Origin of the sequence: Brucella lupini, from assembly GCF_002252535.1 — a bacterium.
Classification (GTDB): domain Bacteria; phylum Pseudomonadota; class Alphaproteobacteria; order Rhizobiales; family Rhizobiaceae; genus Brucella; species Brucella anthropi.
The window spans coordinates 13,298-28,131 of record NZ_NNRN01000001.1 but is presented as its reverse complement, the minus strand read 5'-3'; the positions used below and the strand labels follow the sequence as shown (position 1 = coordinate 28,131).

The following is a 14,834-nucleotide window of genomic DNA, read 5'->3' as shown; positions in this document are numbered from 1 at the left end:
CGACCGCGGTCCGACCGCGAGTGGCTTCTCAGATTGGGTAACCGCCTTTCCACCCATTTTGCCAGAAGGTTCCTCAGCATGGGGATAACGCGTCCTATGCGGATCCACACCAGAAACTCGTGGTTTTCAAAGCATGTAACAGTGGATTCATGATGGCTTGGTATCAGCGTGCCTCCGGATGGCAATCGAACTCCAACACCAAGTGAAAGACCAAAACTTCAGCTTGGGGAGGAAACTTCGCATGGGTGTAGGGAACACGGCAGAAAAGCGTGGTGTCGCCGCCTTCTTGTGGGAGAGAATGGTGAAAAGTGGGGATTACCGGGGTCGCTGCGGCCATTCCCGCGTCAATCTTCTTTGACCATGCGCCACGATCATCGGTCACGGTGTAAGCTACCATCCCGCCCACAAGCTCGTCGGTATATGGCTCTTTCGGATCGGAGAATCGCCCTAGTCCGTGCAGGGAGAGATACTGATCTGTGATATCTTTGTCCTTCACGATGACCTTGGCCTCAATCCTAAGTTCGATGTCGCCAAGACCGCTTCGATAAAAACGGAAATCCGTCGGTTTGGCTTTTCGACCTATCCCGGTCTTCTGCCTGCGCGGAGCCTCTGTGTGAAACTCAAGACTGTCGATATCTGCAACCTCAGGGCCGAGTGCTGCCCGCCTCAGCATGAGATCGCGCTTGGCATTTTCCATTTCGTCGCGGAGGGCCTCGGAGATCGCTGTTTCTTCGGGTACTCGATAGCCATGTGTACCATTTATCCGATGGGATGATTTGCGCCACCATCCATCGAGACTAGTGTATTTAGCTTGACCTTCGGAACTGCGAATCCGTCGCTCTGCCTCGGCAAAGAGCAGTGCGACCTGAAATATAGTATGTTCCCAAAGAAGCTGCTTTCCGACCGCCGCGTTGCTTCCGAAAAAGGCACCGAACTGACTCACGCACCGGCTCCTGATCGAAGAATTGTGGCCGAAATCCCGCGAGCATCCGTATAGGCCTGCTCCATTGTCCACGCGACTTGGGTTAGCGGCTTGAACATCGAAATGACATTGGTGCTGGCATCATACGAGACGGTCGAGTACGGATTGAATTGGCCGAACTGTGCACTGGGGGGAGTAGCGCTCTTGAATGATGCGTCGACCGCTGCGCGACCACGCTGAGATATATGCACTTGAATGTGGACAAAGGGATTATGGGGCGACAAATCATCCAGTTGGATCAAAACCTCTGACTTATTGCCAAAGCTCTGGATCAACTGTTCGCTCAGCATCGCCTGATACCGCTGAACTTCGTCGTTTCCAGGGGATTGCAAGCTCGCTGTCGGTAGCTGGGAGTCCTCGTATCCGCTTCGGAAATCGCGATATTCAGTCACAGCGCTGACAAACGAATCGTCCAGCCCAATCCGATCCACAACTACCTTGGTGATATTGTCCTGTTGCCCCTCCAAGAGCACGTCGAGAGCTTCGTCCTCTGTCCCTGTAAATGGGAATGGCAGGGCTTCCAAATCACCCTTTTCCAGGCGCGCGTGATCGATGATCCAAGTGCGCCCAATCAGCGCGTAAAAGTAGCGCGCGACATCTGAGGTCAGATAAGAAGCAAGGGCGGAAAGAAATCGCTGCTCGATCCTATGGGATTGCCGCTCCTCGAAATAGATTGCATTGAACGTCGATGAAAAGGCTATAGACCTTTTCACATAGATAAACTCGTTCATGCTTCGCGGGATGAGCAGTATGTTTCCGCCGAAGAGGCGAGCGTAGTTTCCGCGCGGTGAACTACGTTCGACTTCGTCATGAGGGTACGAGCCGAGTTCCAGGCCATCTAGGTTAAGCGCCTGTCGGTAGCTTCCTGCCTTGAGCAGTAATGAATCGGGAAGTCCTGTCTGCGCAGGGCTGCCGCCCCTGAGCATTCGGAGGCCACTTTTCTCCATGAAGCCCCGCAAAGAGTTTTCGACACGAGAGGCAGTCCAGACTTTGAAGTGGCGCGCATACCGTCGATCAAGCGGGCGCAAGATAAGATGGTCAAACCAACTATCTTCCGTTCGGACTAAATCACGGAGTCGATGCGTCTCAACCTCGGCGGAGTTAACGATGATTGACCAAAGATGGCCGCTTTCACCAATCGGCTGAGAAGACAAAAGTGGCGCATATACCCACACCTTGTCCATTGGGTCAGGCTCATCGTTGCGAGCAAAAATCGCGATGGTTGGACTGCGAGCTTCGGCAAAGAGCCGATACCGGAAGTGTGACAGGTTTGCGATGCCAATCAAGGTGAACTGCGCGGCCATAGCATTGGGGAACGCAAGCGCTGTTCTGCTGACGAAACTCCGAGTCGAGATCAGAATACCAAGCGCACCACCGGCCTCGAGAAAGTCCCGCTTAATCTTCCAGATAAAAAGCTCCGAGAGCCGCTTGTTGGCCACCGGAAATATTGCGGCGTCGAGAGAGCTATGAAACTCCACTGCTGCGGTCATCGACGCGACGATTTTCTCCTGACGCTCATCACTGCGGCGCTCATTTGTGCGCGTAGCGCTGTCACCAAAGGTTCCCCACGGAGGATTTCCAACGACATGGGTAAAGCGTCCGATTGATCGCTTGCCACCTGATGCGACCTCGAACACGTCTTCGGATATGATGTTGTCTATGAGCGGTGGAAACACACGCTCGCCGGACGCCATTTTCGCGAGGGCGGAGATCCCGTAGCCGCTCGTGTAGTCTAGCAGAGTAAGATACAGGCTGAACCGACAGACATTCGCAGCTTGGCTATTGCGTTCGATCCCGAAGATGCGCTCCTCGAGCAGCTTTCGAGACAGTTGAAAGTGCCGAGCCGTCCACTTACCGGTAGGGAGCGAGCGTTCAAGAATGCGCCGGAAGGCTCCGACGAGAAAGATTCCAGACCCCGCCGCCGGATCGAGTACACGGCTATGCTTTCCGAGTGGAAGCATTCGGTCAGTTTCGTCTAGCACGTAATCAACCAGAAACGGCGGTGTGTAGAACGCACCATCGTCGGTCTTCTGGTCCTCCGACTCCAGCGAGAGGAATAGCTCGTAGATCGCTGAAATGGTTTCCGTTCGAAGTGTCGAAAAGGAAACATCAAGAAAACTGAGTTGGCGTCCCCCAGCGCTTATTCGATCGCCATGTCGGATCACGCGATGAATGAGATGCAACGCACTTTCGGTCACAATCGCCCGCTGAGAATTGCTTACCGGAAAGATCGCACCGTTCATAACGTTATCGATCGCATCGAAGAGCGCCCATACTTCCTTGGCCGGCCAAACGGCGAAAGCATTGGAGCTTTTTAAAGCCCCTCCAATAGTTGGACATAGGTTGCTGCCGCTAAAATCTTTTAGGCTCGCGATCCAGTCCGCGTCGATGATACGGCGGTCAAGCAGAACGTAGAGGTAGAGGAATCTGCCGATGACGGCATGGACAATCGATCTATCGAGCGCAGTATTACCCTGCTCGACTGAATGGCTCAGTGAAAGGATGCCGTCGAGAAGGGCTTTGTCCACACGGGATGAGCGGTCAATGGCGAAATCCCGCCAAACAGCAGAACTGCAAAGCGCAGCCGCAGTTAGCGATGTCAGTTCTGCCGGGAGGCCTGCGCTTGCATCAGTGAGTTTGTCCCACGGAACTGTGGTTGGCTGCTCCGGCGGCGGTGCCAGGCCCCTGCGAATTTCAAGGCCAGCTGGAGTGGCGACCAGCAAGAGCGGGACTACACCCTGGCTCCATACCAGCCGGTGGATGTTTCTCGCTGCTGTCGAATCGCCAGCCAGCGCCAAGTAAAGAATGGGCGTGAAAGCGGCACTGCCGTCGTAGGCCTTCGACGCAAAGCCGAAAACACTACTAACGCCAATGACGGTAAATGCCTGTCGAACAACATGATGGTTCGTGGCAGCGGTGAACTCATCCCAGGACCGGACTAGGCCTCCAGCGGAGTCCAGCCCAAGGAGCCTGACAACCTGCTCAAGTCTGTCCGCGATGGGAGCGCTTTGCGCAGCCGGTGATTCTTGTTGTGCCATCTCATTCTAGTCTTGGAAGGTTGTTGCGCTTTTTCCTCTTACACAATAATCGTCCAAAATCCTTTACAAGTCATTATAATTTATTGCGAATCTTGAGTTTGGAATTGTTTAGGTCGTTCAGGCACTTACCCGTTCCGTGCCAATTCCAGTGCCGGGTGAAGGCACTTTGATTCCTCTGCCTGGCACAGAAGTCCGATTATGTTCGTGTTTTGTTCGGAGTGCGAGGATGAGATTTCAGCTGGTGCTCCTCGAGGCGCGTCGGCCTACGTCTTGCGCGGCCTCTTGCTATTTAGAGGTCGCCGGCGTTTCTGGGTCATTCGACCATATCGTTGTGCCATTATGGTCGACGGCGATGAACCTAAAGCGCCCTTTATCTAAAATCTCTTGCGCCTTGCTCATCGCTTTTTCTCGGTCATCAGTTTCCAGTCGTAATTGAGTCCACTCGAACGGGTCGTTTGTTGCCCAAACTTCGTATTTCGCCATCTCAACCCCTATCGGCTGCGTTGTTGACGAATCTCTAGACTCCAAATTTTCAGAATCGTCAACGTCACTGGGTAGAGTATGCGGAAGATACAAAATCCAAAAGCACTGTTCGAGAGATACCAGGAGCCGAACCAATTGAACTGTGCTTACACCGAAAAGGCCTACAGACGAGACATTGTACGATATGTCTAACGGCCTTCGGCATTTTCCGGCGAAGCCAGATCGGAATATGTCGTTTCAAGTGCCAGTGAAAGCCTCGTAAATCGTTATGATTGTCGGATTACACTGTCCCAGTTCAAGATTGCTCAAATATTGCTGGCTGAAGCCTGAACGCTCCGCCACTCGTTCCTGTGTCGGGCCCTTTTCTTTTCGCATCCGCGCAAAATTATCGCCAACAATTTTCCGCAAAACCATGCAAAAATTCTTGGCACTATAGGACTGCGCGGCTGCTTATGTTGAGAGGAGCGACTTGATCAAGTGAGATAATAGTTGCGGTGCGATTAAGTTGCTAACTGCGTTTCGGTTTTCTGCCCGCTTTGAGCCCGGTGGGTTTAGCCTCGTTGGTTTTAGGTTCGGCGAACAGTGCGCCAACAGGAACGCCGAGTACGATAGCCATGGCTTCAAGGGTGGAAACGGTTACGTTTTCCATGCCACGTTCGACACGTCCAACGTACGAGCGATCAATTTGAGCTTCGAGCGCCAAACGCTCCTGCGAAAGGCCACGCTCGACCCGCAATTGTCGCAGGTTCCAGCCGATGATTTGCTTAGCATCCATAACTGACGAGCAATCATATTGGCGGCCTGTTAATCGACGGACTGTTGATCCCCTATTTAATATTTGCTATAACTTGGCCAACGGCACCCTTCAGCACTTACGCACAGCTGAAGGCGTGCCGTTTCGCACATTTGGACACCATCTTGGGGGAGTAATCATGCATCATTATGTGAATGCTATGCGGCAGTATGCTGTGTTTTCGGGGCGCGCGACGCGGTCGCAGTACTGGCTGTTCAGCCTGGTATTGTTCGGAATGTTGATCGTTGCCTTGATGATCGATCAGGTTTTTGGCGACACGACCACTGATGAGCCTGCGGGGGTAATTACCGGCTTGGTGTATTTGGCCCACTTGGTTCCATCGATCGCTGTGGGCGTTCGTCGCCTGCACGACACCGACAGATCAGGTTGGTGGCTGCTGGCGGTATTCGTGCCGCTGATTGGTCAGCTTGCTGTGCTGATTTTCATGTGCCTGCCATCATCGCCTGGCCGCAACCGATTTGACGCGATGCCGGGATATGAACCGCACGAACGTTCTGCTGGAACTGAGCCAGCAACAGCAAGTCCCGCACATTCTCTCGATCAACTGGAGAAAATCGCATCATTGCGTGCCTCGGGGGCGATTGATGAGGATGAGTTCAAGCAGTTGAAAGCCAATGTGCTCACCCGCCCATCACGGTGAGGCGGTGCCATGGGGAAATATTTTAGATCATTGCAGCGGCAATTGCCGCTGCTTGGCCTATCATCGACATTAACCCTAGCGTTTTCAGAACGCGCCTGGGCAGGGCAGGGCGATATGCAAACCGCGCTTTTGGCGCTTGCATTCATCGCTGCGATTATTGTCATTCTGGCCGTCATATTCATTCCGACCATTGTTGCCTTTCGGCGTCAGCATCCCAATCGTTGGCTGATTTTCGTCGTCAATCTTGCTTTCGGCGGCACGATTGTCGGTTGGGTCGCAGCCTTGGTGTGGGCAATGCATTACGCACACATCAGCGAAGATGGCAGCAATGGCGGCGAAAGCGGCATCAATCTCTTCGTCAATGACCCAGTCGATGTTCGCGTCGATCCAAGTATGGGCAGCAATGCGAGCACTTTTTCGACGGGCAGGTCGAATAACGATCCGGCCCCACCGAACACTCTTTCTGACGCCGAGATTGTGCAAAAGCTGCGGCGTTTGAAGTCGCTATTTGAAAGCGGGGCGATATCGGCGGAAGAATATACCGCACTCAAAGCGCCCATCCTCAATCGTTACATTCACACAACGGAGTAGACATGAATATGGAGCAGAACCCCTCTGTGCCAGCGCTTGAACGCGACCAAAACCCAAAAGCAACAATGCTCGCTCTTGGTCATGGGTCTTTGTTCAGATCGTTGATCGCCTCGCTGAGTTTTGCTGCGAGCGTCCTAGTGCCTTCAGTGAGCCACGCCAACGAACCGCAAATTATCTTCCAGGAAAACGGCTGGATCGCTTTTCCAAAGCAGAAGGACCCGAATAAAGGTTGCGTCATGGGGCGCCACATCAAGAACAATGTGCATGCCATTATATATGTAAACAACAATGAGACTTTCCAGATTGGTTTGACGTCAGCTGATTGGCGACTTGAACAAGGAACGGAGTGGAAGGGGGCGATTGCATTCGATAGCGACCGGTCAATAGCTACGACGGTGAGAGCGTCGTTCCAGAATACGGTGGTCGTGCCATCGGGGGCAGGGGAAGACAGCCTTGAAAACCGTATCCGCACGGCGGCTCGAGTTCGCATATCCTTCAACAAGGAAACGTATGACGTGTCACTCAAAGGCTCGAGCAATGCGCTTGATATGCTTTGGTCCTGCGCCGAGGGTGGTATGGGGGCATCGACGTTTAGCTTACCGATACAATCAGGATTCTATGCCACTGCCGATGGCAACTGCTCTGACGGCTTGGGGCCGAGCGTCATTTATACAGATAGTAAATCGTTGAACTGGCCCAGTTCCGCTTGTCGCTTCGAAAATGTCGAGAAGGTAGGCCAGTCGCAATATCGGGTGAAGCAAACCTGCGGACGCAATCTCGATGACGTCGAAACGGGGGAAGATAGCTACATGGTTGAAAGTACGACGCGGTTTTCCTTTAAAAGCGGTGGCGAGCTGACAGTGCTGAATCGATGTGATCCTAAAACCCTGCCGCAAACCGCTGGGATCCCGTCGCCATTCTATCCATTGCCGACGGCTGAAGAGATCGCCGAGTACGCTCGATCAAAGATTGAAGCCGATGATGATAACGCCCCGCCTTCAACAGAAACTGCAAATTCAACGCCCAATCTTTCCGCCATTGATTGTCTCATTGCGGTCGGCGGCGAAACATATGCTGATGGCGCGTGCCATTGGCGAGCCGATAAAAGTGGCAGCTTCACGGTTTATTCGGGTGAGTACTCGGCTGCTGTGAATGTCGACCATGTCCAGACTGTTCATACTGGCTACTGGAACGCGGGCAAAGGCAACTACAGTAAGCCTGAAATTGTCATCGGTTATATGCAGCAGGACGGAGCTTGCTGGAAAAGCGCAACAGCAACTATATGTGCGTGGAAAATTGGTGAGCGCCAGCAAAGCGTCAACAAACCATTCCCTGGCGAAAGTGTCGTCCAAAAGAGCATGACGGGGCGAATTGTCGTCGGTTCGACCGACAGTGCGCTCGAAATCACGGGCGGTGACGGCGGGATATCCTACGGTTTCCTGACCCAATCTAATGTCGGCCAAGAAATCTTCAAAATTTGCCAAATGGACAATGAATGTCGGATTGAAGGCAATTTCAATGAAGAGCAAAAATGGATCGAAGCCGTCAGCCGCGTCGAAAAAATGCCGTCTGCCCCAGCGAGCCTGCAGTCAGAGCAAACTTTGCCGCAAAACACAGCCGCCGGTGCATTTATTGTCAACTCTCCTACCGGCCAATCCGTCCTCGATGAGCAGCAGCAAATGCAGCTGAAGAAAGATAGCCCACTCATGTATTACATGTTTGGCATCGTAAACTACGGCCCCGGTAAGCTTGTTCAACTGGATCATGACGATATCGCTGCTGTGAAGACCCAAGTCGGGCAGCAGCTTCGGGATGAGACGTCGGCACGTTTCAGGGATGATATCGCTGCGGCGAGGATCTTTGATGGCAGTTATTCCGTTTGTGGTTCGGCGAACGGTAAGAACCAGTTTGGCGCTTATTCTGGATATGCTCCCTTTTGGGGCATCTATGACGAACAAAAGAAGAGATTCGATTTTGTTATCATCGATAATACGGCGGTGCGTATGTGCCAGGAGACTGGTGTAACAAAGGCGACAAATATTCCGTTTTGATGTGGTCGGGTTTGGGTATGCTTCTTCAAATGGCAGGGCATGCACTTGGTAAAGCTCTGTGGAAGCACGCGTCATTTTGTGCATACCCTTCCTCGAAGAATGAGCAGTGTCTCCAACGAGAAAAATGAAGTAAGTATTACTAAGATATTGATATTGCTTCTCTATTTTTATTTCCGACTTGACAAATGATGATTTTTGGGCTTTAATGCCGCATCGTTTGTCAAGTCGAGGCCCATCATGGCGCAACACCGGCAAGCCCGCACGGTGAACACAACTCAAATAAAACAAGCGCTTCGAACAGCAAATACCCTCCGACATCCTGACCGCAATGCCGCCATGTTGCTTTTAAGCTTCAAGGCCGGACTTCGTGCAGGAGAAATCGCCAAGATCGAATGGTCAATGCTGCTCGACGCCAACAACAAACTCGGCACGTCCATCAACCTGCCGGGTCGTATTACAAAAAATGCTCATCCTCGGCGCGTGCCGATACACCCCGATCTTCGAAAAGCTTTGCAAAAGCTCGCAAAGGGTAGGGACGATTTAAGTGGCCCTGTCATCCTGAGTGAGCGGGGCAGGGCAATGTCAGCAAAATCCGTCGTCAACTGGTTTAAGCATATTTATACGCTCGCCGGTTTGGAAGGATGCTCATCGCACTCGGGGCGGCGAACCTTTGTCACGCAGGCTGCAAGGCTCGTTCACAAGGCCGGTGGATCACTGCGTGATGTACAGCTTCTCGCCGGTCATCGATCAATCACCACCACCCAAGCCTATATCGACGGCGATAGCGATGCGCAGCGTAAGCTCGTTCGCATGATCTGAGCCAGCGCTCAGTTACCCAACAATGAAATGAACCCAGATCCTGAACAGAGGAGAACCTCGCATGAGCAATTACAAAGAACAAAAAGCGAACAGACTGCAGTCTCAAATCATCGCGGCGCTCAATGATCGCTTGCGTAAATACGGGATCGGCGGTCGCATTGTGATGACACAAGGGATCGCGGCACTTCAGCAATCAGAGATATATGACATTGTTCAGGCTATTCGCAGTTTTGACAGTTTCACCGAGGAAAACGATCCTCATGCCGAACATGATTTCGGCTTCGTTCAAATTGCCCAGCATTCGGTTTTTTGGAAAATTGACTATTACGATGAGAACTTGTCGATGCATTCACCCGACAAGGCAGATCCAAATGTAACGGTGCGGGTTATGACCATCATGCTCGCTGATGAATATTGAGCAGCCGGCAATCGCAATCATGGCGGATAATCCACGGCCAAAGCTCAGGCCTTATCTTCAGGGTAATCTCGATTCACTTTGCGGTGTTTACGCCCTCATCAACAGCATTCGTTGGGCCTTACGCAATGAATTGGTATCGGCAAAAGGCGATCATTGGGGAGAGTTGTTTCGAAAACTCACCAATCACGCCATCAAGAATCGGGGTGACCTTGAGCTGGTTAGTCATGGGGTCACGCTCTATACAATGATCGCACTCACGCATATCGCTCGTGATCATATGCGTGAGCGCCGCAAAATCGAGCTGTTGTTTCGACGACCGTTTGCCCAGAGCAAGCCACTTGAGGCTGGGCAAACGCTTGAGACAATCGAAGTCTGCCTGCGGCAGCCAAACACGGCGGTGCTTGCTGCAATATATGGAACACTCGACCATTGGTGCGTGGTCAAGCAACTCGATGGTCAACACGCTTACCTTTTTGACAGTGATCGTCTGTTTCGACTGCCGAGGTCAGCGCTTCAGCCACTAGAGTTTATCGAACCGCACAAACGGAGGGCTCACGTTCAGCCTGGAAGCATCATTATGATGAATATCAGTAAAAGCTAAAATAAATGAAGGCGAAAAATAATTGGCTCAGCCGATTGACAACAACGACAAGAACACCGATATCTCCTTCATCTAAGTCGCCAATAACTCAGTGACGGCTTTTTGAGAGGTACAACGAGCCACTGTCATGGTGGCACAAGTTGTGTGAGCGCGACGGCCTGATAACCGAAGCCAAGTTCACACACTGCTTCATCCGCAATAGACGCGCTGAGGGCGTCGCAGATGGAGTTGGTGCTTCGACCATCAATCAAATGCAACTGTTTGCATGGGATTGTGGGTCGATACGCCATGAAGCCTCTGCCTTCTTCGTACCGAACTCCTTCCTTTTGCAAGCCAAACCAAAAGGAAGTTACGATGAAAAAAGCAGTTAAAACCTCCAGCTCGAGCTTAAAATCAACTCTCAGCGAGTTGAAAACTCACGTCGAGGGTTATGGTGATGCTAGCGCCAACAAGTCTGTTCGCGAGATCATCAAGGCCATTCAGCCAGCGCCCGTTGCAAAACTGGGCGTGTCTACTACTGGCAAATCAAAAGCAGCTATCACGTCGAACAAACTGCCATCAGCGGAGCGGAAATCGCCAAACCGTATTTCACCTGTCGAAGTCAAATCTCCCGCGTCGGTGAATAACAAGCCTGAAACACAACGCCGTTCGCGCGCTTCGACGGTTTTAGGAAACGCGGGCGCACCAGACAGCACGGTTGTTGAGGACAGAAAGAAGGAATCTGGAGATTACTTGACAGAGAAGTTTGAGAATCTCTCCTTCGTGAAAAGCTGGAGGTTGTTAGTAAAAAGGGCGATGTCGAAAATTCCATCCGAATATGCCGATACCGTTACAATGCCAGACGAATGTACAAAGGCTGCCAGATGCAAATCTGGATTCTGCCCGATCTGCATGAGACTGCTTCGAAAAAAGCTCCTCAAATTCACAAAGGTGAAAAAATTTCAATGCCGTGAATGGCACTTTGTTACAATTGTAGTAGAGCAATGGTTGAAGGCGCCAGGAGATTACACTCCATTCGGAAAGCTGAAGGACCAGCCTGCAATCAAGAATCTGCTGCTCGGAATTCACCGATTGAAGCGGCCGGATGTCTTGCTGATCGGCGGCATTGAAACCGTATTTAATGTGATGAACAACATTCCCTCTGGCAAGCCGTTCCACCTGCATCTAATGGTCTCTGGCTTAACGCGAGAAGAACTCAGCAATCTCATAAAAAAGCATATTCCGGATACGCACCTCCCAAGATCGGTTCGATTTGATAGGGTAGGAGATAAGCCATCCGATTTTCCGGACGCTGTTAGCTATGTTTGCATGCAACCTTTTTGGCGAAAATCAAAAAACGATAATAGCGGTAGCGGCTGGTTTCAAACGCCGAAAAGTACGGACTTCGCCGAACTTATGTGCAACCTCGGCACTCACCAATGGGGGGATAGGTTTTTCTTCATTGGTATGAAGTTTCACTATGGGCAGTTCAAACTAACTTGAAATCAATGTTTGATCGTTTGGGGCGGTATTGTTTGTAAAAACAGGTACCCCCCTACCTGTGAGCTATATGAAATGGGGGCTATTTAAGTGGGTATATGTGTAACACTGTAAGGTGAGCCCACAGTCAGTTTCTCTTCTTCACGATTGCATATGGCATTGATTCAATTAAGAGAAATCCAACCGGCATCTGTTAAGCCCTCATGTCCTTAAGTCCTTACATAAAATTTAGGCGAACTATGATGAATACAAAGCAGCTAGTACTGAGCCGTGTAAAAGTCGATGAAATTGGCCATGAAAACTTCGTCTTAAAATTTCGAAAAAAGCGGCGGTCCTACGGCGAAATGACAGTGCCGAGGTCCACTCTGCTTAATGCGAAATATATGCAAAAACGTATCAGTGATTTGGGCGGCGAAACGATTGAAGACCTTCCGGAAGTGCTGGCTGACATCCTCAACGACGAGGGTGCGCATACTCAGCGATTTTCGTCACGAGGTGGTTGGCATGACGATCGACTCGTTACGCCGTTTTTTGTTTTTCCCTCATTGGAGCCGACGCGCGAGGTATCGAAAGTGTCGCACAGGTTCTCGGAACAACATCCGCTGCGACGAGCAAGAGAAGCCAAAGGGTCTTATCATGACCTAAAATCGGGCCTGAGGCTGCCACTGCGTTATTCGAGATACTTGAGTTTGGCTTTGCTTACAGCGTTGACGCCTGCCATCGCGCAACGACTTGGGCGCACAGGAGGATATGTTTTTAATTTTTGTGGTGGTTCAAGGGATGAAAGAATTGTCTGCCAGCGCTTGGCGATGGCCGTCATGACTTCGGCTTCTGAGCGCAGGCTCATTTCAATCCAAGATGCAAATTGGCTTAAGGCCAAGTATCGCCCATCATTCGGTGGCGCATGTATTTCCTTTATATCGCCGTCTGCGACACCGAGGGATGAGAGTAAAAATCTCCGGAACCTGGCGACACTTTCGTATAGCAATGTTGAATTGGATATGAATGGACAGAAGCCGCCATTTTCCATTCAGTTGACTGAAACTGATAGGCCGGTACGACGTTCCTCCAGTCGACAAACGCAAAAAGATTTGATGCCTTTGGTAGACGTCGAGTTTCCGAGTGAGAAGGGGTTGTTTGACTGCGGAGATGAGCATGCCAACGGTTTAACTTCACCTCGTTCGCTCATGCAGCAAACGATTGACGTGCTCGGTGACAATTACGGGGTTACGATAGAGCACTGGGTGCGCTTTATCATCGATCAGCCTTTGAACGAACTTGCTAGCCGATTCAAGTCAGAAGAACGGAAGTTCATTCAAGCGTGCAACTCCGTGTATGAATTCGAGGAGCTGACACGTTCTGAGCAATCCAATGAGCTCAGAGACATATGCGCCACAGTTTATGCCGCAGGTGCGATCGCAAGTGAGGGAAATCTTATTACCTTAACCCGTGAGGATATTTTCAGCACACTGTTTTGGATTTGTCTTCCACGAGCTGAAGGAGGAATTTTTGAAAGCACGAGCGAAAGCCTGAAGGTTCCCACGAGACTGAACAGCTTTTTTGGCGCTATTCTGGACTTCCCGGAGGTTCAAAAAGGCGAGCTGGCTGATGCAAACCTATGCGCGTTTGGTTTCAGAAAAAAGCTAAAGGATGCACACTTTATATTCGTGAAGGAGGAGTTTTTGGCGTCTCTTTCAATTAATCCGCTCTTCTTTCAAAGAACAGTTCTTCCCGAATTGGAAAAGGTAAACGCGATAAGAAGGACAAAGAGCGGATGGATTGTACAAGCTGAGCAGATGGGAATAAGCGGGCGCCCATATTACTATAAATTCCGCGAAGAAAGATTAATGAGTTATTTTGCAACGGCGCGATGGAATGGTTTCCTATCATCGTTGAATTGAAACCTATCGAAAAACATATGGCAAAAACCCGATTTTGCCATATGTCATAATGTTGAAAGTTAGAAGTGGCTTCTCTATTCGGCAAGCTAGAATCAAGCGCTTCGATATTTCACGATCTCCGCATTTCAAGGTCTTTCGCAGGTCCTTGCTTCTCTCTGGAATCGGCGCATTGGCACTTCCACGATGGGGTTAGAAGAATGAGGTATCCAATCTCGGTATCGTCCTGATCGCTATATGCGACCGGCACTGCCACCTCTACGAACTTACCTCATCCATCGTTCTGCGAAGGACATCTCTCCACGGCGATGTGGATCTTTATGCAGCTACTGTTCACCAGAATGCGCGCTTTGGTGTGTTCATGATGGGCTTGGTCAATTCCTGCAAGTTCCTCGCGTATCGCCTTATAGCTAATCACCACCCTCACACGCTCTGCTGGCATTCTTGCACGACCAACCTGCGACCAGTTCATGTCTCGCATCCCACATCGCCGGCTCTTTTAGCTTCTGGATCATTTGCTTTGGTGATATGAACTGACCGGGATGTTTGGCACTTTTTTTACAGACAAGCGGGGAGCTTGAGCAGAGTTCCGCAATGAATTGATACTCGCGACCGTTATTTTTATTTCCAACGGACGGCGAGGTTTTTGCATAGACGTCGCCGAGATCCTTCAGAAGCGGTTTTCCGTCGAAATTCGATAATCTGATATCGAGTGGAAATATATCGCCTTCGCCAACACAGTCGACATCGGGATCAGCATTCATACCCTTCAATTGCGTTGCTACGATTGCGTCAATGCGTCGGCCATGTTTTTGTCTGTAGCCTCTGATGCGCGCCTCTGCACCTGTGGTAAGCTTAAAGCGCTTTGGACACGCTTCGATGAGGGCGTCGGCGTAACCGATTGCACTTAGGCGATCTTGGTCTTCGTTCGAAATCTTAGCCGCGTTTGCGGGAGCTGCAAAGGCAATCAATACCGTAAATGCAATCGCGCAAGGTATTTTGGTCTGCTTCGAAGTCATC

The 14,834-nt window shown here is 50.9% G+C and carries 13 protein-coding genes and 1 pseudogene; 8 read left to right on the top strand and 6 right to left on the bottom strand.

Annotation, left to right across the window (positions count from 1 at the left end; genetic code table 11):
• Nucleotides 1–163: 163 nt before the first annotated feature.
• From CES86_RS00140 to CES86_RS00120, 5 genes and pseudogenes are all read right to left on the bottom strand, one after another.
• Nucleotides 164–943: a hypothetical protein gene (locus CES86_RS00140; RefSeq protein WP_094513183.1), complete on the bottom strand. Its 780-nt coding sequence runs from the start codon at nucleotides 941–943 to the stop codon at nucleotides 164–166.
• Nucleotides 940–4,020 (bottom strand): HsdM family class I SAM-dependent methyltransferase, encoded by a 3,081-nt coding sequence (locus tag CES86_RS00135; protein ID WP_094513182.1) that lies wholly within the window; start codon nucleotides 4,018–4,020, stop codon nucleotides 940–942. Before CES86_RS00135 ends, CES86_RS00140 begins: the two co-directional genes overlap by 4 nt.
• 285 nt (nucleotides 4,021–4,305) lie before the next feature.
• The gene (locus CES86_RS00130) at nucleotides 4,306–4,503 is read right to left on the bottom strand and encodes a hypothetical protein (protein ID WP_143851047.1); all 198 of its coding nucleotides are present in this window, start codon (nucleotides 4,501–4,503) and stop codon (nucleotides 4,306–4,308) included.
• 188 nt (nucleotides 4,504–4,691) lie between these two features.
• Nucleotides 4,692–4,917 (bottom strand): annotated as a pseudogene (locus tag CES86_RS00125) (helix-turn-helix domain-containing protein).
• 94 nt (nucleotides 4,918–5,011) lie between these two features.
• Complete coding sequence (locus CES86_RS00120; protein ID WP_094513178.1) at nucleotides 5,012–5,278, bottom strand: helix-turn-helix domain-containing protein; 267 nt, start codon at nucleotides 5,276–5,278, stop codon at nucleotides 5,012–5,014.
• 157 nt (nucleotides 5,279–5,435) lie between these two features.
• Between CES86_RS00120 and CES86_RS00115 the strand changes: the two genes are divergently transcribed.
• The 8 genes from CES86_RS00115 to CES86_RS00080 all read left to right on the top strand — a co-directional run bounded on the left by CES86_RS00115 (nucleotide 5,436) and on the right by CES86_RS00080 (nucleotide 13,817).
• Nucleotides 5,436–5,957, top strand: a complete 522-nt coding sequence (locus CES86_RS00115; protein ID WP_094513177.1) for a DUF805 domain-containing protein — start codon at nucleotides 5,436–5,438, stop codon at nucleotides 5,955–5,957.
• Between the two features lie 114 nt (nucleotides 5,958–6,071).
• Nucleotides 6,072–6,548, top strand: coding sequence for a superinfection immunity protein (locus CES86_RS00110; RefSeq protein ID WP_094513210.1), 477 nt, complete (start codon nucleotides 6,072–6,074; stop codon nucleotides 6,546–6,548).
• Between the two features lie 2 nt (nucleotides 6,549–6,550).
• Nucleotides 6,551–8,599, top strand: coding sequence for a hypothetical protein (locus CES86_RS00105; protein ID WP_094513175.1), 2,049 nt, complete (start codon nucleotides 6,551–6,553; stop codon nucleotides 8,597–8,599).
• A gap of 237 nt (nucleotides 8,600–8,836) precedes the next feature.
• Nucleotides 8,837–9,418: a tyrosine-type recombinase/integrase gene (locus CES86_RS00100; RefSeq protein ID WP_094513173.1), complete on the top strand. Its 582-nt coding sequence runs from the start codon at nucleotides 8,837–8,839 to the stop codon at nucleotides 9,416–9,418.
• A 61-nt stretch (nucleotides 9,419–9,479) separates the two neighbouring features.
• Nucleotides 9,480–9,836 (top strand): DUF3768 domain-containing protein, encoded by a 357-nt coding sequence (locus CES86_RS00095; RefSeq protein WP_094513172.1) that lies wholly within the window; start codon nucleotides 9,480–9,482, stop codon nucleotides 9,834–9,836.
• Nucleotides 9,826–10,437, top strand: a complete 612-nt coding sequence (locus tag CES86_RS00090; protein ID WP_094513171.1) for a hypothetical protein — start codon at nucleotides 9,826–9,828, stop codon at nucleotides 10,435–10,437. The genes CES86_RS00095 and CES86_RS00090 overlap by 11 nt, the downstream gene beginning before the upstream one ends.
• A 354-nt stretch (nucleotides 10,438–10,791) precedes the next feature.
• Nucleotides 10,792–11,919: a hypothetical protein gene (locus CES86_RS00085; RefSeq protein ID WP_094513169.1), complete on the top strand. Its 1,128-nt coding sequence runs from the start codon at nucleotides 10,792–10,794 to the stop codon at nucleotides 11,917–11,919.
• A 239-nt stretch (nucleotides 11,920–12,158) separates the two neighbouring features.
• Entirely contained in the window at nucleotides 12,159–13,817 is a 1,659-nt protein-coding gene (locus CES86_RS00080) for a DUF927 domain-containing protein (RefSeq protein ID WP_094513168.1), read from the top strand.
• A gap of 407 nt (nucleotides 13,818–14,224) precedes the next feature.
• Here CES86_RS00080 and CES86_RS00075 read toward each other — a convergent pair whose 3' ends face one another.
• Nucleotides 14,225–14,833 carry a hypothetical protein gene (locus CES86_RS00075; RefSeq protein WP_094513166.1) on the bottom strand — a complete coding sequence of 203 codons (609 nt, stop codon included), beginning with the start codon at nucleotides 14,831–14,833 and terminating at the stop codon, nucleotides 14,225–14,227.
• Nucleotide 14,834: the final 1 nt, after the last annotated feature.

What these genes read in the sequence shown, in the direction of transcription:
- CES86_RS00090 (WP_094513171.1), top strand. Translation starts at nt 9,826, where the DNA reads ATGAATATTGAGCAGCCGGCAATCGCAATCATGGCGGATAATCCACGG.
- CES86_RS00105 (WP_094513175.1), top strand. Translation starts at nt 6,551, where the DNA reads ATGAATATGGAGCAGAACCCCTCTGTGCCAGCGCTTGAACGCGACCAA.
- CES86_RS00135 (WP_094513182.1), bottom strand. Translation starts at nt 4,020, where the DNA reads ATGGCACAACAAGAATCACCGGCTGCGCAAAGCGCTCCCATCGCGGAC.
- CES86_RS00120 (WP_094513178.1), bottom strand. Translation starts at nt 5,278, where the DNA reads ATGGATGCTAAGCAAATCATCGGCTGGAACCTGCGACAATTGCGGGTC.
- CES86_RS00080 (WP_094513168.1), top strand. Translation starts at nt 12,159, where the DNA reads ATGAATACAAAGCAGCTAGTACTGAGCCGTGTAAAAGTCGATGAAATT.
- CES86_RS00095 (WP_094513172.1), top strand. Translation starts at nt 9,480, where the DNA reads ATGAGCAATTACAAAGAACAAAAAGCGAACAGACTGCAGTCTCAAATC.
- CES86_RS00115 (WP_094513177.1), top strand. Translation starts at nt 5,436, where the DNA reads ATGCATCATTATGTGAATGCTATGCGGCAGTATGCTGTGTTTTCGGGG.
- CES86_RS00085 (WP_094513169.1), top strand. Translation starts at nt 10,792, where the DNA reads ATGAAAAAAGCAGTTAAAACCTCCAGCTCGAGCTTAAAATCAACTCTC.
- CES86_RS00130 (WP_143851047.1), bottom strand. Translation starts at nt 4,503, where the DNA reads ATGGCGAAATACGAAGTTTGGGCAACAAACGACCCGTTCGAGTGGACT.
- CES86_RS00075 (WP_094513166.1), bottom strand. Translation starts at nt 14,833, where the DNA reads ATGACTTCGAAGCAGACCAAAATACCTTGCGCGATTGCATTTACGGTA.
- CES86_RS00100 (WP_094513173.1), top strand. Translation starts at nt 8,837, where the DNA reads ATGGCGCAACACCGGCAAGCCCGCACGGTGAACACAACTCAAATAAAA.
- CES86_RS00110 (WP_094513210.1), top strand. Translation starts at nt 6,072, where the DNA reads ATGCAAACCGCGCTTTTGGCGCTTGCATTCATCGCTGCGATTATTGTC.